20 protein-coding genes and 3 pseudogenes are annotated in these 24,362 nt (G+C 74.4%); 7 read left to right on the plus strand and 16 right to left on the minus strand.

The genetic code is table 11. From position 1 onward, the window contains the following. Positions 1-91: 91 nt before the first annotated feature. From AB0E77_RS02590 to AB0E77_RS02610, 5 genes are all read right to left on the minus strand, one after another. On the minus strand, positions 92-727 hold the full coding sequence (locus AB0E77_RS02590; RefSeq protein ID WP_361564445.1) for a hypothetical protein: 636 nt from the start codon (positions 725-727) through the stop codon (positions 92-94). 178 nt (positions 728-905) lie between these two features. Next, positions 906-1,049: a hypothetical protein gene (locus AB0E77_RS02595; protein ID WP_361564448.1), complete on the minus strand. Its 144-nt coding sequence runs from the start codon at positions 1,047-1,049 to the stop codon at positions 906-908. A gap of 81 nt (positions 1,050-1,130) precedes the next feature. Continuing rightward, positions 1,131-1,808 carry an ANTAR domain-containing protein gene (locus tag AB0E77_RS02600; protein ID WP_361564450.1) on the minus strand — a complete coding sequence of 226 codons (678 nt, stop codon included), beginning with the start codon at positions 1,806-1,808 and terminating at the stop codon, positions 1,131-1,133. Positions 1,809-1,977: 169 nt separating this feature from the next. Next, positions 1,978-3,399: a GAF domain-containing protein gene (locus AB0E77_RS02605; RefSeq protein ID WP_361564453.1), complete on the minus strand. Its 1,422-nt coding sequence runs from the start codon at positions 3,397-3,399 to the stop codon at positions 1,978-1,980. Between the two features lie 19 nt (positions 3,400-3,418). Continuing rightward, positions 3,419-4,456: a rod shape-determining protein gene (locus tag AB0E77_RS02610; protein ID WP_361564456.1), complete on the minus strand. Its 1,038-nt coding sequence runs from the start codon at positions 4,454-4,456 to the stop codon at positions 3,419-3,421. Between the two features lie 264 nt (positions 4,457-4,720). Here AB0E77_RS02610 and AB0E77_RS02615 point away from each other — a divergent pair, with 264 nt between their 5' ends. Beyond that, complete coding sequence (locus AB0E77_RS02615; RefSeq protein WP_361564459.1) at positions 4,721-8,356, plus strand: S8 family serine peptidase; 3,636 nt, start codon at positions 4,721-4,723, stop codon at positions 8,354-8,356. Positions 8,357-8,609: 253 nt separating this feature from the next. On the opposite strand, the pseudogene AB0E77_RS02620 reads toward AB0E77_RS02615, so the two are convergent. The 6 genes and pseudogenes from AB0E77_RS02620 to AB0E77_RS02645 form a co-directional block, all read right to left on the minus strand. Continuing rightward, a pseudogene (locus AB0E77_RS02620) lies at positions 8,610-8,783 on the minus strand (acetyl-CoA carboxylase); the annotation flags it as partial. A gap of 39 nt (positions 8,784-8,822) precedes the next feature. After that, positions 8,823-9,155, minus strand: a pseudogene (locus AB0E77_RS02625) (zinc ribbon domain-containing protein); the annotation flags it as partial. Then, positions 9,155-9,705: pseudogene (locus AB0E77_RS02630) on the minus strand (carboxyl transferase domain-containing protein); the annotation flags it as partial. The pseudogenes AB0E77_RS02630 and AB0E77_RS02625, both read right to left, overlap by 1 nt. After that, positions 9,698-11,176 carry an acyl-CoA synthetase gene (locus tag AB0E77_RS02635; protein WP_361564462.1) on the minus strand — a complete coding sequence of 493 codons (1,479 nt, stop codon included), beginning with the start codon at positions 11,174-11,176 and terminating at the stop codon, positions 9,698-9,700. The pseudogene AB0E77_RS02630 and the gene AB0E77_RS02635, both read right to left, overlap by 8 nt. A gap of 129 nt (positions 11,177-11,305) precedes the next feature. After that, positions 11,306-11,923: a class I SAM-dependent methyltransferase gene (locus tag AB0E77_RS02640; RefSeq protein WP_361564464.1), complete on the minus strand. Its 618-nt coding sequence runs from the start codon at positions 11,921-11,923 to the stop codon at positions 11,306-11,308. A gap of 28 nt (positions 11,924-11,951) precedes the next feature. After that, positions 11,952-13,037 (minus strand): MerR family transcriptional regulator, encoded by a 1,086-nt coding sequence (locus AB0E77_RS02645; protein WP_361564466.1) that lies wholly within the window; start codon positions 13,035-13,037, stop codon positions 11,952-11,954. Between the two features lie 161 nt (positions 13,038-13,198). Here AB0E77_RS02645 and AB0E77_RS02650 point away from each other — a divergent pair, with 161 nt between their 5' ends. After that, complete coding sequence (locus AB0E77_RS02650) at positions 13,199-14,101, plus strand: hypothetical protein (protein WP_361564468.1); 903 nt, start codon at positions 13,199-13,201, stop codon at positions 14,099-14,101. Here AB0E77_RS02650 and AB0E77_RS02655 read toward each other — a convergent pair. Next, positions 14,052-14,684, minus strand: coding sequence for a hypothetical protein (locus AB0E77_RS02655; protein ID WP_361564471.1), 633 nt, complete (start codon positions 14,682-14,684; stop codon positions 14,052-14,054). The genes AB0E77_RS02650 and AB0E77_RS02655 overlap by 50 nt on opposite strands. Positions 14,685-14,846: 162 nt before the next feature. On the opposite strand from AB0E77_RS02655, the gene AB0E77_RS02660 reads away from it, so the two are divergent. Together AB0E77_RS02660 and AB0E77_RS02665 are read left to right on the plus strand one after the other, a co-directional pair. Continuing rightward, on the plus strand, positions 14,847-15,620 hold the full coding sequence (locus tag AB0E77_RS02660; RefSeq protein ID WP_361564474.1) for an IclR family transcriptional regulator: 774 nt from the start codon (positions 14,847-14,849) through the stop codon (positions 15,618-15,620). Next, positions 15,617-16,465: an SMP-30/gluconolactonase/LRE family protein gene (locus AB0E77_RS02665; RefSeq protein WP_361564477.1), complete on the plus strand. Its 849-nt coding sequence runs from the start codon at positions 15,617-15,619 to the stop codon at positions 16,463-16,465. The genes AB0E77_RS02660 and AB0E77_RS02665 overlap by 4 nt, the downstream gene beginning before the upstream one ends. Before the next feature lie 16 nt (positions 16,466-16,481). On the opposite strand, the gene AB0E77_RS02670 is transcribed toward AB0E77_RS02665, so the two are convergent. From AB0E77_RS02670 to AB0E77_RS02685, 4 genes are all read right to left on the minus strand, one after another. Continuing rightward, positions 16,482-17,885, minus strand: a complete 1,404-nt coding sequence (locus AB0E77_RS02670) for an FAD-dependent monooxygenase (RefSeq protein ID WP_361564480.1) — start codon at positions 17,883-17,885, stop codon at positions 16,482-16,484. Positions 17,886-17,940: 55 nt separating this feature from the next. Then, a complete protein-coding gene (locus tag AB0E77_RS02675; protein ID WP_361564483.1) occupies positions 17,941-19,128 on the minus strand; it encodes an MAB_1171c family putative transporter in 1,188 nt (395 codons plus the stop codon). Positions 19,129-19,189: 61 nt separating this feature from the next. Then, positions 19,190-20,389, minus strand: coding sequence for an MAB_1171c family putative transporter (locus tag AB0E77_RS02680; protein WP_361564485.1), 1,200 nt, complete (start codon positions 20,387-20,389; stop codon positions 19,190-19,192). Then, complete coding sequence (locus tag AB0E77_RS02685; protein WP_361564488.1) at positions 20,386-20,916, minus strand: toxin; 531 nt, start codon at positions 20,914-20,916, stop codon at positions 20,386-20,388. The genes AB0E77_RS02680 and AB0E77_RS02685 overlap by 4 nt, the downstream gene beginning before the upstream one ends. 277 nt (positions 20,917-21,193) lie before the next feature. Here AB0E77_RS02685 and AB0E77_RS02690 point away from each other — a divergent pair, with 277 nt between their 5' ends. The 3 genes from AB0E77_RS02690 to AB0E77_RS02700 are packed head-to-tail and all read left to right on the plus strand — an operon-like array spanning position 21,194 to position 24,344. After that, positions 21,194-22,552 carry an extracellular solute-binding protein gene (locus tag AB0E77_RS02690; protein WP_361564490.1) on the plus strand — a complete coding sequence of 453 codons (1,359 nt, stop codon included), beginning with the start codon at positions 21,194-21,196 and terminating at the stop codon, positions 22,550-22,552. Next, on the plus strand, positions 22,549-23,490 hold the full coding sequence (locus AB0E77_RS02695; RefSeq protein ID WP_361564493.1) for a sugar ABC transporter permease: 942 nt from the start codon (positions 22,549-22,551) through the stop codon (positions 23,488-23,490). The genes AB0E77_RS02690 and AB0E77_RS02695 overlap by 4 nt, the downstream gene beginning before the upstream one ends. Next, positions 23,487-24,344, plus strand: a complete 858-nt coding sequence (locus AB0E77_RS02700) for a carbohydrate ABC transporter permease (RefSeq protein ID WP_361564496.1) — start codon at positions 23,487-23,489, stop codon at positions 24,342-24,344. Before AB0E77_RS02695 ends, AB0E77_RS02700 begins: the two co-directional genes overlap by 4 nt. The last annotated feature ends 18 nt before the right edge of the window (positions 24,345-24,362 follow it).

A 24,362-nucleotide genomic window follows, 5' to 3' on the forward strand; every position in this document is an offset into this window, starting at 1 on the left:
TCCCCCATTGATCCCATAGCCAGACCCTAGCCTCCGCAGCCAGACCCTAGCCTCCGCAGGGAGCAACCATCCAAGATCCGCCGGACAGGCCCTAGGCGTCTTCGGGGGCCGGGGTGGCCCAGACGATGTAGTGGAAGCGCATCCCGTTCTCGTCGCTGCCCAGCCACTCCACGGCCGCCAGATGGTTCGCGCTGGTCGGCATGCAGAACCAGGTGCCCTCGGTGCCGGCGGCCATCCAGCCCGTGGCTCTGGGGAAGGCCTCGAGCACGTGGGCGCAGGCCCTGGGGGTCGCACCGCTGGAGCTGGTGCTCACGCGGCCGTTCATGGCGGAGAACTCGTCGCCGCCGCTCCACGACATGTCAGGGCTCGCCACCGACGGTCCGACGGTGCCGTGCTCCAGGTCCGCGCTGTCGCCCTCGGCCAGCGAGAAGTCCCCTCTCTTGAGGATCTCCGCCGACGTCCTCGACGGCGACGGAGACGGGGACAGCGTGGTGACGGCTTCGTCGGCGGCCGGCTCGTCGGTGGCCGGTTCGCTCGGGTCCTCGGCGGCCGAGGTCCCGGGTGCCGCCGACGCGGCGGGGGCCGGCGCCGGCGGAGCGGGTGAGCTGTGCGAGGGGGCGTTCCCCGACTGGTTGATCAGCGTGACGACCAGGCCGAGCACGGGCACCAGGATGCCGACGACCCACCACGCCCACCGGGGCGCCCCGTGGACGGGCTGGGGAGGCACCTGGGGCATGGGAGGCAGCGGCGGTTGCGGCGGCATCGGTGGGTGTTGCCGTATGCCGTCCGGTTCGCGCGTCATGACGCTGTGTCCCCCCGAGTTCCATCCCGCGACGAGTCCGAAGATCCTCACCGTACACAGAACCCGGGTGGTTCAGTGCATGACATGAAGGCCGTGCGGCGCCTCAGAGGCCGTCCTCGTCGGGTTCCTCCTCCTCGCGGGCGCCCTCCGCCTGGGAGGGAGTCGTCTGGGCCGGGGTCGGGGTGTCCGTGCGGTCCGGCTCGTCGTCGCGTTCGCCCTCCGCCTGGGACGGGGTCTGGTGGGTCATCGGGGCACCTCCTGCCGGGGCGGGGTTCCGGTGCCGAGTACCCCGCCCGCGCCGGCGGCACCATGCCTTCCGGAGTGCGGCTCAGCGGCCGGACCGGTCCAGGGCCGTCCGCAGGGCCGCGCGGACCTCGGGCGGTGGCGGCGGGCCGTCGGTGCGGGCGCCGGCCGTCACCGCCGCGGCCACCGTGCGCAGCTTGGTGTTGGACAGCTGGGAGGCCTCCCGCAGGATGTGCCACGCCTCGTCCGGCGTACAGGCGTGGAGGGCCATCAGGACGCCCCGCGCCTGGTCGATGACCGGGCGGGAGGCGATGGCCTGCCGGAGCTGCTCCACCTCCTCCTGCAACAGGTGCAGCCGCTCCGACCGCTCCGCCGCCACCGCCGAACCCGCCGGTTCACCGGTGCGGGGGTGCGGCGTGCCGTGCAGGGGACAGGCGGTGTCCAGGCCGAGCAGTTCGAGGATCCTGCGCGGCTGGCCGGTCCAGCCGCGCGCCGTCACCGGCACCGCCCGCCGGTCGCCGTAGTCGCGCAGCAGCTCCAGGAACTGCAGTCCCGCCGTGTCCATGAACGACACGTCGCCCATGTCCAGGTCGACCCGCTCGACGCCCGCGGGCAGCGAGGCGAGCGCCTCGGCCAGGACGTCCGCACAGCCGTGGACCAGCTCGCCACGAGGGACGAGCAGCGCCCGGCCCGCCTCCACACGGCCGTCGATCACCAGGGTGGCCGGCCTCCCCGCCAGACGTGGTGGTGCCGCTGAGGTCATGTCACCGCCTTGTCCGTCCTCATCGATCCCCGACGACGTTCCCGACGTCACCCGGCCCCCGTCTGCCGGTGCGCCTGCCCGCCGTCCGGCGGACGTACACCCGGCCGCGGGGAATGAGCCGCCCATGGGCGGGTAAAGGCGGTGCCCGACGCGGCGGGCGCTCGGGGGATCACAGGGGTGACTGCCAGGTGGTCGTCGAGCGTTCGCCGTCGGGTGTGCCGTCGTGGGTGACCGTCAGGCGTACCGCGTCGCGGCCGTCGGGCAGGGCCGCCGTGGCGTCGACCACGACCTCGACGCGGGAGACGTCCGGCCCGCGGGACGCGGCGGCCAGGGCGCGGCGCAGGGCGGAGAGGAGGGGGGCCGCGAGGTCTTCCGGTACGCGGCCGTCCACCGGGCCCCTGAAGTGCGTGGAGGGCGGAAAGCCGAGCAGGGTCGCGGCGGACGCCGTCTCGCGCAGCACCCGGCCGCGCAGTCCGGCCGGCGGGCCGGGCGGGGGCTGCTGGAGTGCGAAGATCGCCGTACGGACCTCCTGGACCGTGGAGCGCAGCTCGTCCACCGCCCGGCCGAGGAGGTCGCGGACGCCGTCCGCGCCGGGGCGGCGCCGGGTCGACTCCAGCGTCATACCGGTGGCGAACAGCCGCTGCACCACCAGGTCGTGCAGGTCGCGGGCGATGCGGTCGCGGTCCTCGTACACCGCGAGGCGCTCGCGGCCCGGACCGGCGTCGGCGAGGACGAGGGCCAGCGCGGCCTGGGAGGCGAACTGGGTGGCGAGCAGCCGTTCGACGGACGTGTACGGGTGTCCGCCGCGGCGGCGGGGCAGGGCGAGGGTGCCGATCAGCCGGCCGCTCGCCTGCAACGGCAGCATCATGCTGGGGCCGAACCGGTGCCGTACCCGGGTCGTCATGCGCGGGTCGGTGGCCGAGTCCGCGATGAACACCGGCTCACCGCCCAGCAACTGCTCGAGGACGGGGCTGCCCGGGGCGATGGCCGTGCCGACGAGGCCGTCCGGGTCGTCGGGGGTCGAGGCGGTCACGATCTCCATGCCGCCCTCGGGGGTCGGCTGGAGGATCACCCCGGCCGAGGCGCCGGCCAGCAGCCGGGCGCGTTCCGCGACCGTCGTCAGGGCGCCGTCCGCGCTCTGCCCGGTGAGCAGCGCCGTGGTGACGGCCGCCGCGCCCTCGATCCAGTGCTCGCGCTGCCGAGCCGTCTCGTACAGGCGGGCGTTGCCGATCGCGATGCCGGCCTGGGTGGTGAGGACCCGCAGCAGTTGCTCGTCCTCCGCCGTGAACGGGCCGTCGCCGGGCGGTCCGGTCAGGCACAGCTCGCCGAACCTCTCGTCGCGTACGTGGATCGGCACCCGCAGGCGGTGCGGGGTCGCAGCCCGGGCGGGGGCCTTCGGGGGCGGGGTGCTGATCTCGGGGAGGCCCGTCGCGGCCGGGTCGGCCGGGGTCAGCGTCGCACGGGCGGCGCCGGTCAGTTCGGCGGCGCCGTCCACGACGTGCTGGAGGGTGCCGCGCAGGTCCAGGTCGGTGCCGACCTCGAGGAGAGCGTCGAGGAGGCGGCTCAGCCGTGCCGCGGGCCGGGCGGTCATGGCGTCGGTTCCGCGGCGGTCAGTCGGCCAGCGGGTCCAGCACCAGCGGCTCCACCCGGCCCTCGAGCATCGTGCCGAGCCCCTGCACGGCGCACACGTCGGGCCGCTCCGCGATGTGCACCGGCATACCGGTCGCCTGACGCAGCATCTGGTCGAAGCCGGGCAGCAGCGCACTGCCGCCCACCATCATGATCCCGCGGTCGGCGAGGTCCGCGACCAGATCGGGCGGGCAGTCGCGCAGCACCTTGCCGATGCCGTCGAGGACGGCCGTCAGCGGCGTCTGGATCGCGTTGCGCACGGCGGCCGTGTCGACCTTCACGCTGCGTGCCAGTCCGGTCGCCACGTCCCGCCCGTGGATCTCGGTGGACGCCGGGCCCTGCGGGGTGAGGCCGTTGCCCGACAGGGCGAGCTGGAGCGGGCGCACCGACTGGCTGGGCAGCACCAGCTCGTGCTGGTGGCGCAGGTGCTGCACGATCGCGTGGTCGACGGCCTCGCCGCCCACCGGGATGCGCTCGGCGGTGACGGTCGAGCCGAGCGAGAGCACCGCCACCTGCGTGGCGTGCGCCCCGCACACCATGATCATCGTCGCCTCGGGCTGCTCCACGGGCAGTCCGCAGCCGACCGCCGCGGCGATCAGCGTGTCGACCAGCTCCACCCGCCGGGCGCCGAGCCCGACCAGCGTCTCGATCGCCGCCCGCTGGGCCAGCGGATCGGCGTCGTGCGGGGTGCACACGGCGGCGCGCAGCCGGGGCTTGCGGCGCAGCGCCCGGCGCATCTTGTCGCCGAGCAGGTGCCGCAGCATGCGCTGGGCCATCTCGATGTCGACGATCGTGCCGCCGGAGACCGGCCGGACGACACGGATGTAGCCGGGGGTGCGGCCGGTCATCTTCTCCGCGAGCTCGCCCACCGCGATGAGCGCGCCGGTACGGGTGTTGACCGCGGCGGCGGACGGCTGGTCGACGACCAGCCCGGAGCCCTTCACATAGACCCGGGTCCTCGACGCGCCGAGGTCGACGGCGAAGTGGCAGCGGCGCAGCTGCTCCAGAGTGGCGGTCATGGCAGTTCCTCCCGAGAGCGCAGACCGTGCGGGGCCGGCGGGGGGCCGGTCTCCTAGGCATCGTGTGCGGGGGCGGGGGCGGGCGCCCTCTGGAGGGGGCCGGGCGGGGGGCCGCTGAATGGGGGGCGCCGCCGAGGGCGTCGCGCCGTCCGCCGTCCCCGTGGCGGGAATGCGCCGAGGCGCCAACCCGCCACGTCCCGGCAACTTCCTTGTCACACAGGTCCCCTGAGACTCTTTCGCAGCACTCCACGAAGAGAGGCGAGGATGAGCAGAGGACCAGTCAGACGCGGAGCGGCCCTCCTGTCGGCCGGGCTCGTGATCGGCCTGCTGCCGGTCGGGCCGGCGACGGCGGCGACGGCGACGGCGACGTCCACGGCCGAGGGCGCTTTCGGGAGCACGCGCATCCAGACGGCCACCCGTACCGTCACCCTCGTCACCGGGGACCGGGTGACCGTCACCGACCTCGGGGCCGGCCGCAGGACCGTCACCGTCGAGCGTCCCCCGGGCGCCACCGGTGCCGTGCGCACCCAGAACGCGAACGGCCGGATCAGCGTCGTACCGGACGAGGCCCTGCCCTATCTGCGCGACGGGCGGCTCGACGAACGGCTCTTCGACGTGGACGAGTTGCTGCGGCAGGGGCTCGCCGACACCGAGAGCGGCGAGCTGCCGCTGATCGTGACGTACGACGAGAAGGCGCGGGCCGTCACCCCGCGCGGCGCCGAGCGGACGCGGGCGCTGCCCAGCGTGCGCGGCGCCGCCGTCGAGGCGGACAGGGGACGTACCTTCTGGCGGTCGTTCACCGGGCAGACCGGCATCGACGGCGTGTGGCTCGACGGGCGGGTTACCGCCGCCATGGCCGAGAGCAACGCGCAGATAGGCTCCCCCGAGGCCTGGGAGGCCGGGCTGACCGGCAAGGGCGTCACCGTCGCCGTGCTGGACAGCGGTGTGGACGCCGGCCACCCCGACCTCGCCGGACGGATCGCCGAGAGCCGCAGCTTCATCCCCGGCGAGGAGGTCGCCGACCGGCACGGCCACGGCACGCACGTCACCTCCACCGTCGGCGGCAGCGGCGCGGCCTCCGACGGCAAGGAGAAGGGCGTCGCCCCCGGCGCCACGCTCGCCGTCGGCAAGGTCCTCAGCGACCAGGGGACGGGCAGCGAGTCCGAGATCATCGCCGGCATGGAGTGGGCCGCCCGGGACGTGGACGCCGACATCGTCTCGATGAGCCTCGGCTCGACCGAGCCGAGCGACGGCACCGATCCCATGGCGCAGGCCGTGAACACCCTGTCCCGGGAGACCGGCGCCCTGTTCGTGATCGCCGCCGGCAACACCGGCGCACCCTCCTCCATAGGCTCGCCCGGCGCCGCCGACGCCGCGCTGACCGTGGGCGCCGTCGACTCCGCCGACCAGGCGGCCTGGTTCACCAGCGGCGGCCCCCGCTACGGGGACAACGCGCTCAAGCCCGACCTCTCCGCCCCCGGCGTCGGCATCCTCGCCGCCCGGTCCCGGCTCAGCGAGGGCAGCGGCGACTACACCTCGATGGACGGCACGTCGATGGCCACCCCGCACATCGCCGGCGTCGCCGCCCTGCTCGCCGAGAAGCACCCCGACTGGACGGGCGCCCAGCTCAAGGACGCCCTGATGTCCACGTCGAAGCGGCTCGACGCCTCCGCCTACCAGCTGGGCGCGGGCCGGGTCAGCGTGCCCGACGCCGTCGGCGCCGAGATCACCGCGACGGGCAGCGCCGACCTCGGCTTCCACGCCTGGCCCTACGAGGGCAACGAGACGGTCACCCGCACCGTCACCTACACCAACTCCTCCGACGCCCCCGTCGAGCTGAGCCTGTCCGTGCAGGGGGCGCCCGACGGGGTCGCCACGCTCGCCGACACCGCGCTCACCGTGCCCGCCCACGGCACGGCCTCCACGACCGTGACCGGGGACGGTGCGAAGGCGCCGGTCGGGAACACCGGCGGCCAGATCGTGGCCTCGGCCGGCGGCACCCCCGTCGCGCACACCGCGTTCGGGCTGGTCAAGGAGGAGGAGCGGTACACGCTCACCGTCCACGTCAAGGACCGCGCGGGCGCGGCGACCGCCGCCGACCTCGCCGTCCAGCGGCTGGCCGAGGGCGTCGACCCCGTGCCCGCCCACGTCGGCGACTCGGGCACCCTGAAACTGCGGCTCGTGCCGGGGACGTACAGCCTCACCTCCTTCCTCGACGTGCACGGCAGCCACGGCCCCGACTCGCTCGGCCTCGGCTTCCTCGCGGCGCCCGAGGTCGTCCTCGACCGGGACCGGGAGATCACCCTCGACGGCCGGACACTGCGCGAGCTCCGCGCGGACGTCGGCCGGCGCACCGAGACCCGTCAGCTGCTCATGGAGTACGACCGCAGCGCGAACGGCTCCGACCTGTTCGGCGCCGTGCAGGTGCCGCTGACCTACGACAGCGTCTTCGCCGCGCCGACCGAGAAGGTCACCCGGGGCGGCTTCGAGTACCGGACCGTGTGGCGGCTCGGCAAGCCGCTGCTGGAGGTCAAGGGGCTCGGCGAGGCCGTCGTGCAGCCGGGCGGCACGCTCGCCGACGGCCGGACGAGGCTGCCGCTCGTCGACGTCGGCACCGGCCCGCTCGCCGGGGTCGAGGGCAAAGCGGTCCTCGCCCGGCTCGCCGAGGGCACCACGCCGGCCGCCCTCGCCCGGGCCGCCCAGGACGCGGGCGCCGAGGCGCTGTTCGTCACCGACGACGCGCCCGGCCGGCTGACGGCGTGGTGGGGCACCGACGACAACGCCGACCGGCCGCTCACCATCGCCACGGTGAACGCCGCCGACGCCGCCCGGCTGCGCAGGGCCGGCCGCGTCGACATGACCGGCACGCGCAACACGCCCTACGTGTACGACGTGTCCGAGGGGCACCCCGGCGCGGTGCCGGACCGGGACCTGACGTACCGGCCGGGCAGGCGGGACCTGGCCGTCGTGCACGCGAAGTACCACGCCGCGCGGCCGGTGAGCGGGGGCGAGTTCCGGTACTCGATCACCGGCACCTTCCCGGTCGGCCTCGGCTTCAAGGAGCGCATCGACTACCCGGCCGAGCGGACCGAGTACGTGTCGACCGGGCGCGGCCAGCTGTGGCACGAGTCGGTGGACGCCGCCGACGGCGCGCTGGAGCAGCGCAGCGGGCTGGTGCGGTACGAGGGCGGGTCGCGGCCGCAGCTCGACTGGTTCAAGCCCGTCTGGCACCCGTGGCTCGGCACCGGGCTCGGCTGGGGCCAGCAGCGCGCCGGCAACCGGCTCCAGTTCAACGCCCCCGGCTGGGGCGACTCCGGCCCCGACCACACCGGCTTCGGCGACGTGTGGAGCGAGACCAGCGGGATGACCCAGACCACGGCCGTGTACCTGGACGGCGAACTGGTCGACGAGGGGCCGTCGTCCGCCGCCTACGTGTGGGAGGCGCCCGCCGACGAGCACACGTACAAGCTGGTCACGGACACCGCGCTGGACGCGGAGCGCTGGGGGCTGGGGACGAGCGGCCACGCCGAGTGGACCTTCCGTTCGGCCGCGACCCCCGAGGACCGCTGGACCCGCCTGCCACTGATCAACCTGTCCTTCGACGTGGACACCGACCTCGCGGGCGGGGTGCGCGGCGGGCGGAAGCTGTCGGTCGGGCTCGGCGCCGAGTACGTGGCCGGTGCCCCGGACACCGGGACGATCGGCGGCGGCACCCTCCAGGTGTCCTACGACGGCGGCACGACCTGGAAGTCCGTCCGGCTGACCGGCGAGGGCGCGAACTGGCACGGGACGCTGGACGTGCCGCGCGGCACCGGGCACATCTCGCTGCGGGCCTCGGCGCGCGACGACCGGGGCGGCTCGGTCACGCAGGAGATCGTGCGGGCCGTGGGCGTCCGGTAACCCACGGCGGGCGCCTGGTCGTACGAAGACGGCGCCGCCTCCCTGGGACGGGGAGGCGGCGCCGCCTGGTTTCTCCGACCGTCAGACCAGCCAGCCGACGAAGTGGACGAGGCCGGCGAGGATGTCGGTGAGAAGGTTCATGATCGTGCAGCTCCTTGCGCTGTTCATGGTGTGGGACCTGCGCTCGACTACGGTCTGCAGCCCGTCGCTCGCGCACCGTCAGTATCTCCGGGCGCACGGGTCCCGTGCGATCTCATGAGCGACGATCACCTGTTCCAGGGAACACGTGCTCCCCTGTTCGAAGCCGCAGCACGCCCAGGTCTGCCAAGTCCTGTGGCCGCAGCCGCAGTTGACCCGCCGTCGCCTCCACCTCCTCCGGTGCGCGCTTCAGGATCGCCGCGGCGAGTTCGGGCGCGATGACGGAGAATTGACATCCTCGCCGCTCTGAAGGGGCGGCGATTCCCGCCTACCGCGCCGTTGAAGGCTGCGGTGTCGGGTGGGTTCCTGCTTCGCCGCGCGGTGCCGGGACGAGTCCCGGTCTTACCTGCGCTCCACGGGCTGACACGGCCAGTCCGGCCGCCTTGGCGACGTTGACCGCCGCGTTGATGTCCCGGTCCAGGACGGCCCCGCACGCCCCGCACGTCCACACACGGACGTGCAGGGGCTTGGGGCCGTCCTTGACGCCGCACTGCGAGCACACCTGCGAGGTCGGCTCGAACCGGCCGATCTTCACGAAGGTGCGCCCGTACCGGCCGGCCTTGTACTCCAGCATGTTCACGAACGACGACCACCCGGCGTCGTCAGCAGCCGCAGCCAGCGGCCCAGCGTCGCGCGCAGTTCCCCGGGCTCCACGACGGCGTCCGCGCTGCCCGCCGCCGCCTGCGCCTCGGCCGTGTACGCCGCCGGGTCGGCGTCCGGCGGCCGGACCCGGGAACCGGCGAAGCCCACCCGGGCGCCGGGCAGCGCGAGGACCACGTCGGCGCCCGCGCCCAGCGTCGCCCAGCCGCCGCCGGTGGCGGGGTCCCGCACGACGGCGATCTGCGCGAGGCCGGCCCCCCGGGTGAGCGCCGACTGCCGGGCCACGCGTTGGAGCTGGGTCAGCGCGAACATCCCCTCCTGCATCCGGCTGCCCCCGGTGGCGACCAGCGGCACGACCGGCAGCCGGTGCTCGCGCGCGTACGCGTAGGCCGCCTCCAGCCGGTGCGGGCGGCGGCCCGGTCGCGCTGGTCGCCGTAGCCGGGCCCGCCGAGCGGGCCGTCGGGTTCCCGGTCGCCGTCCGGGCGGGGGAGTTCGGTGAAATCGTCGGTGAGCAGGGCGAGGAACGCGCGGGCGGAGAGCCGGTCAGCCATGGTCCAGCGCCCGCTTCATGATCTTCCCCATGTCGTTGCGGGGCAGCGCGTCGAGATAGCGGACGACGCGGGGCCGCTTGTGCGGGGCGAGGCGGGCGGCGACATGACCGGCCAACTCGTCGAGGGCGGGCGGCGCGGCGGGGTCGGCCGGCACGATCCAGGCGACGATCCGCTCGCCCAGGTCCGGGTCGGGTTCCCCGGTGACGGCCGCCTCGCGCACCGCCGGGTGCTCGAGCAGCGCGTTCTCGATCTCCCCGGCACCGATCTTGTACCCGCCGCTCTTGATCAGGTCGGTGGCCTTGCGGCCGACGATGCGGACACAGCCGTCGGGGTCGCGCACCGCCATGTCGCCGGTGCGGAAGAAGCCGTCCGCGGTGAAGGCGGCGGCGGTGGCGTCGGGGCGGTTCAGGTACTCCGTGAACAGGTTCGGGCCGCGTACCTGGATCTCGCCGACGGTCTCCCCGTCGAGGGCCGTGATCGGTGTGCCGTCCTCCTCCACGAGCCGCAGCTCCACCCCCGGCAGCGGCACGCCCACGGTGCCGGCCCGGGGCTCGCCGTCGGCGCGGACGCCGGGCCGGGGGTCCGGGGGTGTCCACCGGGACGAGCACAGCATGAGGGTCTCCGTCATGCCGTACCGCTCGATGACGTGCCGTCCGGTCGCGGCGGTGATCCGCTCGAGGTCGTGCACCGGCAGCGCGGCCGACCCGGACACCAGCAGCCGGGCGCCCGCGAGCGCCTTGGCCAGCTCGGGGTCGCCGGGCAGGGCCTCGGCGATGCGGTGGTACATCGTCGGCACCCCGAACAGCATGGTCGCGCCGTCGCCCAGCTCCCGCGCGGCGCCCTCGGTGCTGAACCTGCCGAGGTGCCGCACCGAGCCGCCGCGGCGCAGCGGGCCGAGGATGCCGAGCACCAGCCCGTGCACATGGAACAGCGGCAGCCCCTGCACCAGTACGTCGTCGCCGGTCCACCGCCAGGCGTCGGCGAGCGCGTCCAGGGTGGCGGCGAGCGCCCGCCGGGGAATGACGGCGCCCTTGGGCGGGCCGGTGGTGCCGGAGGTGTAGACGATCAGCGCGGGATCCTCCGCACCGCCCTCGCCGGCGGGGGCGGACCCGGCGGCGCGCACGTCGACGTCCACGCGCGGCAGCGCGGCGAGCGGCTCGGGCAGTTGGTCGCCGGGGGCGGCCAGCACCAGGGCAGGGGCGCTGTCGGACAGGATGTGGGCGAGCTCCTTCGCACCCGACTTCGGGTTGAGCGGCACGGCGGCGGCACCGGCGAGCAGCGTGCCCACGACGGCGACGGCGGTCTCCATCGCCGGCGCCGCCCACACGGCGACCCGGCCGGCGCCGCGCACCCGGTCACCGACGGCCCCGGCCGCCGCGGCCAGCTCCGCGTAGGTCAGGGAGCGTTCGCCGAACCGCAGGGCGACCTGGTCGCCCGGGGCGTGGGTGAGGGCGGGGAAGAGGGAGGACACGCGGCACTCCTGGGGACTCGGGAAACGGACACCCCGTTCCTACCCCGGCCCCGGGGCGATCCGACGCCGCGGGAGGTTGACGCCGGTCACTCCGGTCCCCGGCGCGGCGGCAGGCTTCCGCCGGTCACATCACGCCCCGGGGGACAGGTGCCGCGTCCCCACCAGCGCGGCGAGGCCGGGCGCGAGGCGCAGCTCGACGGTGCGCAGTGCCGGATGCTCCAGCCAGTGCAGCCGCGCCCGGTCGACCCGGCCCTCGTGCACCGGGGGCCACCCGGTGGCCGGGGTGAAGTCGTCCAGCACCACCGTGCCGCCCGGGGTGAGCAGCCGGCCCACGTCGGCGGGCGGGTCGTGCTCCGCCTTGCCCTGCCCGCCGCCGTCCAGCACCAGCAGGTCGTACGGGCCCCGCTCGGCGATCCGCGTCCAGTCTCCGGTGAGCACCTCCACCCCGGGCCGCCCGGCGAAGACCTCGGCGGCTGTCCGCGCACGCCCCGGATCCCGCTCCACGCTCACCAGCCGCACCCCCGGCCCCGCCCCGGACGCCAGCCAGGCCAGCCCCACCCCACAGCCCGTCCCGGTCTCCCCGATCGTCCCGCGCGCCCCGCCGGCCAGGACGTGCAGCAGCCGTCCCTGCTCCGGCCGGCAGGAGTACGAGAACCCGTGGGCCCGCGCGGCGGCCAGGGCCCGCCCCACCAGCGGGGGCAGGCTTCCGGCGGCCGCGTCGTAGGCGTCCGTTCCACAGGCCGACATGGCGCCGATCCTGCCGCACGAGCACGCCTCAGGCCACGGCCTCCACCACGTCCGCGACCACACAGCTGACGTTGTCCGGGCCGCCCGCCGCGTTCGCCGCGTCGACCAGCGCGGTCACCGCACGGTCGGGGACCGGGGCGGCGGCCAGCAGCTCGTGGACCCGGTCCTGCGGGACGACGGAGGACAGGCCGTCGGAGCAGAGCAGATACCGGTCGCCGGGGAGGGCCTCGTGCAGCCGCAGGTCCGGGTGTGGGTGCGGGCCGTCACCGATGAGCGCCTTCAGCAGCAGCGCGCGCTGCGGGTGGGCCGCCGCCTCCTCCGGCGTCAGCCGGCCCTCGTCGACCATCGACTGGACCATCGTGTGGTCGTGGGTGATGCGGAACAGCTCGCCGTCGCGCAGCAGATACGCCCGCGAGTCGCCTATGTGCACCAGCGCCAGCCGGGAGCCCGTCCACAGCATCGCCGTCAGCGTGGTGCCGGCCTCCGCGGTGCCGCCCGCGGCGTCCCGCACCGCGTCGGCCGCTCCCTGCACGGCGTCCTCCAGCAGGTTGAGCACACCGCCCGCCGGCACCTCCTCCGTGTCCAGGAAGCGCAGCGCCTCCACCGCGGCGCTGCTCGCGGGCGCGCCGGCCGGCCCGAAGCCGTCGGCCACGGCGAGCAGCCGGGTGCCCGCGTACGCGGCGTCCTGGTTGGCGGGGCGGACGCGACCGGTGTCCGAGTGGGCGCAGTACCGCAGTTCCAGCGTGGTGGCGTTCATGACGGGGTCCTCTCTCGATTCCGCTGCCAGGTGATCGACCAGGAAGGAGGCGAGGTCCCGCCGCGCCGCCGTCTCCGCCTCCACCCGCGCCCAGTAGGCGCGGATCTCGCGGGCGGCCGAGGCCGGGTCGTCGACGGCGCGGATCCGCCGGATGCCGGCCAGCGGCATCCCGAGCCGGCGCAGCCAGGCCACCAGCCGCGCCTGCTCCAGCTGCGCCACCGCGTAGTAGCGGTAACCGGTGTCCGGGTCCACCCGGGCCGGGCGCAGCAGGTCCAGCTCGTCGTACAGGCGCAGCGCCTTCGGTGACAGGCGGCAGGCCCTGGCGAACGCACCGATCGTCAGCATGTCCTCGCGCATCGCGTGCTCCCCTCCGTTCCGCCACCGATGCTGGGGCTTCACCGAAGGTGAAGGTCAAGCATCGGGTTCCGGTTCCGCCGGCCGGCGTTGTTAGCCTCCCGGCAGCCGTACGAAGAACCTCCGGACGCCGCCCGGCAGCCGTCGAAGAAGAGGAGCCCGCCGTGCCCCGCATCGCTCTCGTCACCTGCCGTCCCGGGCCGCAGGTCAGCGTCGACCGTGATCTGCCGGTGCTGGAGGCCGCCTTGCGGGACGCGGGGGCCGGGGCGTCGGTCGAGGTGTGGGACGACGACGCGGTGGACTGGGGCGCGTTCGATCTCGTCGTCATACGGTCCACCTGGGACTACAGCTGGCGGGCGGCCGAGTTCACCGCGTGGGCCGAGGTGTGCGGGAAGGTCACGCGGCTGGCGAATCCGGCGGCGGTGGTGCGCTGGAACACCGACAAGCGCTACCTGGGCGACCTCGCGGCGGCCGGGGTGCCCGTCGTCCCCACCCGGTACCTGGCCCCCGGCGACCCGGTCGGCCTGCCCGGCGACCACGAGTACGTCGTCAAGCCCGCATCCGGGGCCGGCGCCCGGTTCGCCGCCCGCTACACGCCCGACCGGCACGACACCGCCGTACGGCACGTGGAGCGGATGCACGCCGAGGGGCTCACGGCGATGGTGCAGCCGTATGTGCGCGGCATCGACGCGGCCGGTGAGCGGGCCCTGCAGTACGTCGGCGGCCGGCTGCTGCACGCCAGCCGCAAGGGCGCCGTCCTGACGCCCGGCACGCCCTACGACGAGCGGAAGGTCGCGCATCCCGGGCTCGAGCCCTGGTCGGCGACCCCGGCCGAACGGGACGTGGCCGAGCGGGCCCTGGCCGCCGTGCCCGGCGCGCCCGAGCTGCTGTACGCCCGGGTCGACCTGGTGGACGGGGAGGACGGACTGCCCCGGGTGATGGAGCTGGAGCTGGTCGAGCCGAACCTGTTCCTGTGGCTGCACGAGGGCTCGGTGCCGCGCGTCGTCGAGGAGGTCCTCAGGGCCGCCGGCCGTCCGTGGCCGTCCGCTGGAGCAGCCCCCAGGTGAACTCCGCGACCACGTCGTGCCGCTGCCCCTCCGCGTCCGGCGCGGTGAAGGCGAGCCCCCACCGGGTGGGTGCCGAGCCCTGGAGCGGGCGGGCGGGGGCGAAGGCGCGGGCGGCCTCGTCGACCGTGCAGGACCAGGGGGTGAGGTCGTCCAGGGTCTCCAGCCGCGGGGCCCGGGCGCCGGGGGCGCGGACGAGCCACTCGTTCCAGACGACGCCCCTGTCGGTCACGAGCACCTCGAAGCGCAGGTCCGGCCAGAGGGGGAGGCGCCACTGCCGGGCCTCGCACTCCAGGTCCCCGATGCGGCGGGGGGCGGTCGACTCGGGCTCGCCCAGGACGGTGCGGACGGGGGTACCTCCCATGCCCTCAAGGCCGTGGGGGAGGGAGGCCGACGATCGGGACCGCGGGGAGCGGAGCATCGCCTGCCAGCGGCGGTTGGCCTCCCGCATGTCCGCGGCCGAGGCGCCCAGCTCGCGGCGGGCGTCCTCGACCAGGCCCGGGTTGTGGTCGGCCATGCGGCGCAGCAGCACCAGCTGGAAGTCGAGCGGCGTGAACGGGCCTGCGGGGCGCGGGGAGGCGGGCATGCGTCCATCGTCGCTCAGCGGGGCAGGCCGCACCCGCGTGACCATTGCCCCGGCAAACGCAGTATGAGTAGCCTGTGTTCGCCATTCCGATCGCCTGTTGATATCTCGAACATCGGGTATCGCGACCGCAGGCGCCTGAGACACCTAGGGAGGGGGCCGGACATGGGACGTCTCGTACCAGCCGTGACCCGGGCTCTCGACATACTGGAGCTCTTCCTCGACGGGGACGGCACGCTCTCCGCCCCCGACATCGTGCGCCGGCTCCAGCTGCCGCGCACCACCGTGCACGAACTGGTGACCACGCTCGCCGCCCGCAAGTACATCGTCCCCGTGGCCGGCCAGCCCGGACGGTACCGGCTCGGGGTGCGTCCGTACCAGCTCGGCGCCCGCTACGCCGAGCACCTCGACCTCGCCGCCGAGGGCCAGCAGGTCGCCCGGAGCGTCGCCGAGACCTGCGACGAGACCGTGCACGTGGCGATCCTCGAGGACACCGACGTCATCTACATCGCCAAGGTCGACTCCACGCACGCGGTGCGCATGGTGTCGGCGGCCGGGCGCCGGCTGCCCGCGCACTGCACGTCCGTCGGCAAGATGCTGCTGGCCTCCCTGCCCGAGCCGGAGGTCGCCGCCCGCTTCCCCGACGGCGCCGAGCTCACCGCGATGACGCCGAACAGCATCACCGACCCGGCCGCCCTGCGCACGGCCCTCGCCGAGATCCGCGAGCGCGGCATCGCGGTGGAGAACCGCGAGTCCAACCCGGACGTCTCCTGCGTGGCCGCCCCGGTCCGGGACCGCACCGGCCGGGTCGTCGCCGCGCTGTCGATCTCCGTGCCCATGATCCGCTGGAGCGAGGAGCGCCGCGCCGAGCTGGAGGAGCTCGCCGTGAAGGGCGCCGCCGACCTGTCCGAGCGGCTCGGCCACCGGAGCGCGGCATGACGTACGAGGTGGCGGTACGGGCCGAGGCGGCGCTCGGCGAGGGGCCGACCTGGGACGCGGACGCGGGCCGGCTGATCTGGGTGGACATCCTGGGCAGCCGCGTGCACACCTACGACCCCGGCTCCGGGCGGCGCACGGTGCGCACGACCGAGCAGCACGTGGGCGCCGCCAAGCCGCGGGCCGGCGGCGGGCTCGTCCTGAACCTGCGCGACGGCGTCGGCCTCCTCGACCCCGACGGCACCTTCCGCCCGCTGCATCACGACCCCGTCCCCGGCCGCCGGGCCAACGACGCCGCCGTCGCCCCCGACGGCAGCCTCTGGGCCGGCACCATGCGCTATGACGAGGCCCCCGGCGGCGGCACGCTCTTCCGCCTCACGGGCGACGGCACCGCGACGACCGTCCTGGACGACGTGGCGGTCAGCAACGGCACCGGCTGGAGCCCCGATGGGCGGCTCATGTACCACATCGACTCGCCGACCCGCCGCATCGACGTCTTCGACCACGACGCCGGGACCGGCGAGGTCGCCGGCCGGCGGCCCTTCGCCGTCGTCGAGGAGGGCGCCGGCTTCCCCGACGGGCTCACCGTGGACGCCGAGGGCGGTGTGTGGGTGGCGCTGTGGGGCGGCTCGGCGGTACGCCGCTACGCGCCGGACGGCACGCTGGACCGGGTGATCGGCCTGCCCGTCCCGCTCGTCACCGCCTGCGCGTTCGGCGGTGCCGGCCTGGCCGACCTGTACATCACCACGGCCCGCACCGGCCTCGCCGCCCCGCACCCGCTCGCCGGGTCGGTGCTCGTGGTGCCGGGGGCGGGCACGGGGCTGCGGCAGCCGGCGTTCCGGGGCTGACGGCAGGGACGCCCGGTCAGGCGCCGGTGCGGTCCAGGGCCCGCAGGACGTCCCGTTCGGACGGGGTCAGCGGCGGTCCGGCCGGCGGCGGCAGCGGGGGGCCGGCCAGCGTGGCCAGCAGGGTGGCCGGGCGCAGGACGCGCTCCGGCCCCGCCAGGATGCTGGTCACGTCCCACAGGGCCGCCGCCGCCGGATAGGAACCGGTCGCCGTCCGGGTCAGCCGCCGGGTGTACGCGCCGACGAGCCGGTCCGCCGCGTTCGGGCTCCCGCCGCGCGTGCCCGGGTACCGCACGTCCTGGCCCACCGCCATGGCCCACGCCGCGCCGACCGGCCCCGCCGCCCCGCGCTGCACCCGGCGGGCCAGACCGGGCGCGGTGGGGCCGGCCCGCCGCACCTCCCCGGCGAGCACCCGCGCGCCCAGCGCGGCCACCGACATGCCCTGCCCGTAGGCCGGGTTGAAGGTGGCCAGCGCGTCGCCGAGGACGACGAGCCCTTCCGGCCAGTGCCGGACCCTCTCCACGTACCGCCGCACATTGCTGGTGCTGCGGCTGACATGCACCCCGGTGAGCGGCTCGGCGCCCGAGATCAGCCGGCCCACGACCGGGTCGCGCAGCTCGAGGGCGTACCGCAGGAAGCCCTCCGGGTCCGCCGGCGGCTCGCCGCCCCGGGTGCCGCCCAGGCTGACCATCCAGCGGCCGTCCTCGATGGGCAGGACCATGCCGCTGTGCCCCGGCCGGGACGCGTACGGGTCGGCGTGCACGACCGTCAGCGGGAACCGCTCCGCCCCCTCCGGCACCCGGTACACCCGGGTGGCGTTGACCAGGCCGGAGTCCACGGTCCGCTCCCGGACCCCGGTCACGCCGAGGCCGTCCAGCCAGGTGAGCAGCCGCGAGCCCCGGCCGCCGGCGTCGACGACCAGGCCGGCGTCGAGGACCTCCTCCCCGGACCCGTCCGGCGCCGTGACCCGGACGCCCGTGACGCGCCCCGGACCGCCCGTCAGCTCCCGCGCGTCGCCCTTGCGGATCCGGACCCCGGGCCGCTCGAGCACCGCCGCGCGCAGCGTCCAGTCCAGCAGCGCCCGGCTGCACGTGAGCATGGCGGGGCCCTCGTGGCGCCAGCGCCGCAGCCAGCCCTCGGGGGTCATCGCCAGCGTGCCCGAACTCAGCGATATCTCGTGCGCCCCCGCCGCGAGCAGCCGCTTGCGCAGCCCGGCGCCGGGGACGAGGTCCTCCATGGCGTCCAGGCCCCCGGCCATCAGCAGATGCGCGTGCCGCCCCTGCGGCAGGCCCCGGCGGTGCTCCGGTCCGTCCGGCAGCTCGTCGCGCTCCAGCACGACCACCTCGTCCACCGCGGTGGACAGCGCCGCCGCGGCCAGCATGCCCGCGAGTCCGGCACCGACGACGACAGCTCTACGGGACACGGTTCTCCTCCGGTTCGGACGGACTGAGGCCAACTTCCCCCGGTCGCGGACGCGTTCAGCCGTGGGTCCAGCCGTGGGCGGCCCTCACCGTACCGTCACACCCGGCGTCGCCGGCCGTGGAGGCCGCCAGCGTCCTGGCCAGCTCCACCAGCCCGCCCGGCCCGGAGACCTCCGTGGCGTGCAGCCGGTAGCCGCTCGGCGTGTCCAGGGGCGCCTCCCGCGCGGCGGCGCGGCGCGCGGCGTCCGCGAGCATCGCCGCCTCCGCGGCCAGCCGGGCCTGGTGGGCGGGGCGGCCCGCGCGCAGGGCGGCGTCCCGTTCCCGCTCCCGCACCCGGTCGTCGAAGTACGGGGCGAGGGCGAGCAGCGCGTCGTGGATGGACACCTCGCGCCACTGGAGCCGCTCGCGGGGCAGCTGCCACCAGGGCGCCGGCGGCTTCGGGGCGGTCGGCACGAACCGCAGCAGCGCCCACAGCGGGCCGAGCCCGCGGTAGTCGGCCAGGCCCCGCCACTGGGCGACCACCGCCGGCAGCAGCCGCGGCAGCACGAAACCGGCGGAGCAGGTCAGCGCGCCGAGCGAGGCCATGGGCGGGGCGAGCGTGGTGGACAGGAAGTCCAGGTCGTGGCCGTACCAACGGGCCGCGACCGCCGTGTACTTGGTCAGCTGGAAGCCGACCACGTCCAGCAGGCTGCCGGCCAGGATCAGCCGCAGCCCGGTCCGCAGCAGCCCGTCGACCTCCCGCAGCCACCGGACGCACACGGCGCACATCACCAGCGTCGCGGCGCTGTGCCCCAGCAGGTACAGCAGGATCATCTCGCGCATGTACGGGGTGCCGGCGTAGTACGTGTCCAGGTCTGTCAGCCGCTCCGTGCGCGCGTCGGCCAGCACGAACAGCACGACGAGCGCGACGATCAGCAGCGTGTACGCGGCCATGCAGCGCAGCACCCGGCGCCGGACCCGGGCCCGCGAACCGCCCCGCCAGTTGACCAGCAGGACGAGCAGCGAGCAGCTGTAGGCCGACAGCATCCCGTACGTCAGCGGCGCACCGAAGTTCGGTACACCCGTGAGGTCGTTGACGGCGGCGAGGGTCAGCGGGGCCGCACAGACGAAGACCAGGGAGCCGAGGACGATCGCCGCGCAGGTGGCCAGGGTCAGCGGGCTGCGCACCGGGCCGCGCGGCCGGCGCAGCAGCACCAGGCAGGACAGCCCGAACACCCCGGCCGCCAGGTACACGACGAGACTCATGCCGGAGAACTCCGTTCGCTCGGCGCCCGGTTCACTCGCGCCCTGTCCACACCCTCCCCGTTCATACCCCGCCCGTCGTGGCCGTCGCGCCGTGCTCCCGGGCCGGGGCGACGGGGCGGGCGCCGGTCAGCGCGTCGGCGATGCGCACCAGCGCGTCCGGTCCGGGCAGCCGGTCGGGCAGCAGGCCGGACACGTCGGGGCGGAGGCCGCCGTACGCGCCGCCCGGGGGAGTGTCCCAGAGTTCCGTGTCCCGTGCCGCCGAGGCCACGGTCACCGCCCATGCCCGCGCCTCGGCCCGCTCGCGGTCGCCGCCGGTCCGCAGCACGGCCTCGCGGGTGCGGTCGTACAGGGCGCCGTCGAGGTGCGGGGCGAGATGGCTCAGCGCGTTGTGGATGCTGGTCTGCCGCCACACCAGCCGGGTCGCGGGGGAGGACAGGCACGGCCGCGGCAGCCGCAGCGAGCGCCGGACGAGGACGTCGTCGAGTACCCGCTCCAGCGGCGCCAGCCGCGCGTACGTCCGTGCCGCCCGCCGCCACTCGGCGGCCCGCGGGGCGGCCAGCGGGATCAGGATCCCGGCGACCGTCAGGACGGCGCTCACCGCGGCCGCCGCCGGGGAGATGCCGGTGACCAGCACCGGCCAGTCCCGGCCGCTCCAGCGGGCGGCCACCGCCGCCAGCTTGGCCACGCTGTACCCGGCGTTGCACAGCGAGCCGGCCCCCAGGACGGTCAGCCCCACCCGCAGCGGGCCGCGCACCCGCCGGGCCCAGCGCAGCGCCGACACGGTGGTGACCGTGACGGCGGTGAGATGCCCGGCCAGGTACAGCACGATCATCTGGCCGATGTACGGCGTCGTCGCGTAGTAGGCGTCCAGGTCGGTGCGGCGCTCCACAGGCGCGTCGCCCAGCGCGAAGGCGGCCGCGATGCCGAGGACGACGAACGCGTACGCGAGGATCCAGCATCGGGCGACGACGCGCACCCGGCGCCCGCCGCGCCAGTGGACGATCAGCACCTGCGCGGCGGCGCCGTACGCGGTGATCGACGCGTACGTGAGCGGCGCGGCCAGGTTCGGGACGCCGCTGAGCCGGTTGACGGCGCCGACGGTCGGCGGGGCGCCGAGGAGGAAGCAGAGGCCGGCCAGCCCCAGCACGGCGCACAGGGAGCGCAGATAGGGATCGTGCCGGTGCCGCACCAGGTCGGGGGCCCTGGTCGCCAGGCCGAGCCACAGCACGGCGCAGCTGACGTAGTTGGCCAGGCCGTTCACCGGTGCGGGCCCCGGTAGTTGAGCGCGGCGCCGATGCGTCCCGCCAGGCCCTCGGCGGCGTCGTCGCCCGCCGCGTAGACGGAGTCCCGCGGGGCCTCCAGCCAGCCCCGCAGCCGGCGACCCATCAGCATGCCGAAGCGGTCGGCCTCCTGCTCCTCGGTCAGGCTGAAGTCGGTGCGCGCGGCGACGGGTCGGAGCCGGCCGTCCCCGGCCGGGGACGGTTCCGCTTCCGCTTCCTCGGCGTGCCGGCACATGTGCCAGACCTCGTGGCACAGGATCACGATCTGGTGCCACACCGCGGCCCGCCGGTCGACCACGACGACGTCGTACGTCCCGGCCTCCAGCCACAACCCGCTGGCGGTGCCCGGCGGAAAGGTCTCCCGGCGCACCACGATCTCGCGCCCCCGCCATGCGGAGACGGACGCGACGAGCGCCTCGAACAGGGCCTCCGGATCCGCGGGTACCGGGATGCGGATGGGGTCGATCAGCGCGTCGGCGAGGCGACGCATCTGCCTGCTCGTGCGCACCGTTCTCCTCTCGGGTCCCGTTCCGCTTGCGGGCGTGCCGCGCGGTCCACTCGAGCAATATGCCAAGACTCCGGCCCGCTCAGCCACCTCCGGCCGACGATGCGGCCGTTCCCTGTGAAAAGACCGCCGCCGCCCGAAAGTCCTGCGCGACTTATTGACGTGTGCGCGCTCCCACCTTACGTTCCCGTTCGAAGTTACGAGCGTGATTCGAAATCTCGAACATGCAGGGGTGCTCTCCCTTCGCGCCTCGGTACGTCACCAACAGATGGGGCAGGGCATGGGACGACCTGGCCTGGATCGCAGGCACTTTCTGGCCGCGGCGGGCGGCCTGACGGTCGCGGGCAGCTTCGGCTTCGCGGCCCTCGGCACGGGCGCCGACGCCCTGGCCTCCGGCGCCGGCACCCGGGTGCGCTACTGGAACCTGTTCAGCGGCGGCGACGGCTACAACATGATCGCGATGCTGGACTCCTTCCGTAAGGACAACCCCGGCATCGACGTGCAGGACTCCACCCTCCAGTGGGGCAGCCCCTTCTACACCAAGCTCGCCATGGCGGCGGCCGGCAACCGCGCGCCGGACCTCGGCGTCATGCACCTCGGCCGCGTCACCGGCTTCTCGCCCGGCCGCCTCCTCGACCCCTGGGACCCCGCCCTGCTCGCCAAGTACGGCGTGCGCGAGCAGGACTTCAACCCGGAGTTGTGGAAGCGCGCCGTCATCGACGGCAAGCTCTACGCGCTGCCGCTCGACATCCACGTCCAGCTCTGCTTCTACCGCAAGGACGTGCTGAAGAAGGCGGGCCTGCTCGGCGAGGACGGCCGGATCGTGCCGGTCGACTCCACCGAAGAGTGGTTCGACGTGCTCAAGGAGGCCAGGAAGGCCACCGCGAAGGGGCTGCAGACGATCGGCCTGTGGCACAACGACCAGAACTTCCAGTGGTGGTTCTTCGTCGCCTTCTACACCCAGCTCGGCGGCACCTGGTTCAACGACGCCAGGACCGAGGTCACCTTCGACACCGACAAGGCCGTCCAGGTCCTGGAGTTCCTGCGCAAGCACGTCGCCGACGGGTACGCCAACCCCTCCTTCGGCGGCGGAGCCGGTGCCGAACAGTTCGTCAACGGCTCCCCGTTCGCCTGGGAGGGCAACTGGTCCGTGCCGGTCTTCGACGCCGCGAAGCTCGACTACGGCGCCACTCCGCTGCCGCCCGTCTTCGGCCGGCGCGCCACCCACGCCGAGTCCCACTCCTTCGTCCTGCCGCACCAGGCCGACCGCGGCGGCGCCACCAACGAGGGCGCGCACCGGCTCGCCGCCTACGTCGTCAAGCACGCCAGGCAGTGGGCGGCCGGCGGGCACATCCCCGCCTACACGCCAACCCTGTCCACCGCCGCGTACCGGGAACTTCAGCCGCAGAACGAGTACGTCTCGGCCATGGACCACCAGGCCACCGAGCCCAAGGTGTGGTTCGCCGGCTCCACCGGCATCCTCGCCCAGCGCATCGGCCCGGTCGTCGTCTCCTCGACGATGGGCTCCGCCAAGCCGGACGCCGCGGCGCGCCGGATGAGGAGCGAACTCACCCGGCTCCTCGCGTCGAAGAACCCCATGGACGGCAGGACCGCCGCGCAGGGAGGTGCCGCCGCATGACGACGACCAACGCCGGGGCCGTCATCCGCCCGGCCCGCGCCGGGACCGCCGCCGACAGTTCCGCCGTCCGCCGAAAGCAGGGCTTCCAGCACGGCGGCTGGTTCGTCGCCCCGTTCCTCGCCCTCTTCGCCCTGTTCGTGATATGGCCGCTGCTGCGCGGCCTCTACCTGAGCTTCACCGACGCCAACATCTCCGGCGACAGCGCGAGCTTCATCGGCCTCGACAACTACCGCGAGGCCCTCCAGGACCCCCTGATGTGGGACGCGCTCGGCCACAGCGCCTACTTCACGCTGCTCGTCGTGCCCTGCATCACCGTCCTCGCCTTCCTCCTCGCGATGCTGGCCCACCACATCGAGCGCGGCAAGTGGCTGTGGCGGCTCTGCTTCTTCCTGCCGTTCCTGCTGCCGTCCACCGTCGCCGCCAATCTGTGGCAGTGGCTGTTCAACCCGGGCACCGGCATGGTCAACCACGTCCTCGGCATCGAGACGCCCTGGCTGACCGACAAGTCGTACGCCATGCTCGCCGTCGTCATCACCACGCTGTGGTGGACCGTCGGCTTCAGCTTCCTGCTCTACCTCGCCGCGCTCCAGGGCATCCCCGCCCACCTGTACGAGGCAGCCGAGCTCGACGGCGCGAACGCGTGGCACCGCACCGTCCACATCACGCTGCCGATGCTGCGCAACATCACCGGCCTCGTCGTCGCGCTGCAGATCCTCGCCTCGCTCCAGGTCTTCGACCAGGCCGTCGTCATGCAGGACTTCGGGCCCGGCCCGGAGAACTCGACCCGCACCTTCGTGCAGTACACGCTCGAACAGGGCTTCACCAGCTACCGCGTGGGCTACGCCTCCGCCATCTCCATCATCTTCTTCGTGCTCATCGCGGCCGTCGCCCTCGCCCGGATGTGGCTGCTGCGCAACCGTGAGGAGGGCGGCCGATGACCACCGCCGCACCGCCGATCCGCACCCGCCGGGGGTGGACACCCGGCCAGGTCGTGCTCACCCTGCTCGGCACCGCCGTCTCCGCGGTGTTCCTCGCCCCGCTCGCCTGGGCCCTGTTCACCTCGCTCAAGTCGGAGACCGAGGCGGTCGAGGTGCCCACGCACTGGCTGCCGCACGACTGGACCGGCCAGGCCTGGTCGGCCCTGTTCGAGACCGGCAACATCACCAACTGGTTCGTCAACTCGCTGGTCGTGTCCGTGTGCGTGACGACGGTCGTGATGCTGGTCGCCGCGCTCGCCGGATACGGCTTCGCCCGCACCGAGTTCCGCGGCAAGGGCGTCCTGATGGGCGTCGTGATGGCCGGCCTGATGGTCTCCCCGGCCGTGCTCGGCGTCCCGCTGTTCACCACCGTCCAGCAGATGGGGATGGTCGACACCTACTGGGGCATGATCCTGCCGCAGTGCGCGCCCGCCGCGATGGTCTACATCCTCTACAAGTTCTTCCAGGGCATCCCGCGCGAACTGGAGGAGGCCGCCTTCATCGACGGCGCCGGCCGCTGGCGCGTCTTCTTCACGATCATCGTGCCGCTCTCCCGCCCCTCGCTCGCGGCGGTCGGCATCTTCACCTTCATCAGCTCCTGGAACAACTTCCTGTGGCCCTACATGGTCACCAACGACCCCGACCTGATGACCATGCCGAACGGCATCGCGACCGTCATGAACTCCTACGGCATCCAGTGGGCCCAGCTCATGGCCGGCGGTCTGATGGCGGGCCTGCCGCTGATCGTCGTCTTCGTCTTCTTCCAGCGCCAGATCGTGGCGGGCGTCGCCCACACGGGTCTGGCCGGCCAGTAGAGAGCCCCTACGAGGACA

Source organism: Streptomyces sp. NPDC032940, from assembly GCF_040636935.1.
Lineage (GTDB): Bacteria > Actinomycetota > Actinomycetes > Streptomycetales > Streptomycetaceae > Streptomyces.

Excerpts from the sequence above, each read along its gene's own strand:
- AB0E77_RS02605 (WP_361564453.1), bottom strand. The coding sequence starts at position 3,399 with ATGACCGCCCGGCCCGCGGCACGGCTGAGCCGCCTCCTCGACGCTCTC.
- AB0E77_RS02640 (WP_361564464.1), bottom strand. The coding sequence starts at position 11,923 with ATGTCGGCCTGTGGAACGGACGCCTACGACGCGGCCGCCGGAAGCCTG.
- AB0E77_RS02655 (WP_361564471.1), bottom strand. The coding sequence starts at position 14,684 with ATGCCCGCCTCCCCGCGCCCCGCAGGCCCGTTCACGCCGCTCGACTTC.
- AB0E77_RS02665 (WP_361564477.1), top strand. The coding sequence starts at position 15,617 with ATGACGTACGAGGTGGCGGTACGGGCCGAGGCGGCGCTCGGCGAGGGG.
- AB0E77_RS02660 (WP_361564474.1), top strand. The coding sequence starts at position 14,847 with ATGGGACGTCTCGTACCAGCCGTGACCCGGGCTCTCGACATACTGGAG.
- AB0E77_RS02595 (WP_361564448.1), bottom strand. The coding sequence starts at position 1,049 with ATGACCCACCAGACCCCGTCCCAGGCGGAGGGCGAACGCGACGACGAG.
- AB0E77_RS02700 (WP_361564496.1), top strand. The coding sequence starts at position 23,487 with ATGACCACCGCCGCACCGCCGATCCGCACCCGCCGGGGGTGGACACCC.
- AB0E77_RS02690 (WP_361564490.1), top strand. The coding sequence starts at position 21,194 with ATGGGACGACCTGGCCTGGATCGCAGGCACTTTCTGGCCGCGGCGGGC.
- AB0E77_RS02600 (WP_361564450.1), bottom strand. The coding sequence starts at position 1,808 with ATGACCTCAGCGGCACCACCACGTCTGGCGGGGAGGCCGGCCACCCTG.
- AB0E77_RS02695 (WP_361564493.1), top strand. The coding sequence starts at position 22,549 with ATGACGACGACCAACGCCGGGGCCGTCATCCGCCCGGCCCGCGCCGGG.
- AB0E77_RS02645 (WP_361564466.1), bottom strand. The coding sequence starts at position 13,037 with ATGCGCGAGGACATGCTGACGATCGGTGCGTTCGCCAGGGCCTGCCGC.
- AB0E77_RS02675 (WP_361564483.1), bottom strand. The coding sequence starts at position 19,128 with ATGAGTCTCGTCGTGTACCTGGCGGCCGGGGTGTTCGGGCTGTCCTGC.
- AB0E77_RS02610 (WP_361564456.1), bottom strand. The coding sequence starts at position 4,456 with ATGACCGCCACTCTGGAGCAGCTGCGCCGCTGCCACTTCGCCGTCGAC.
- AB0E77_RS02615 (WP_361564459.1), top strand. The coding sequence starts at position 4,721 with ATGAGCAGAGGACCAGTCAGACGCGGAGCGGCCCTCCTGTCGGCCGGG.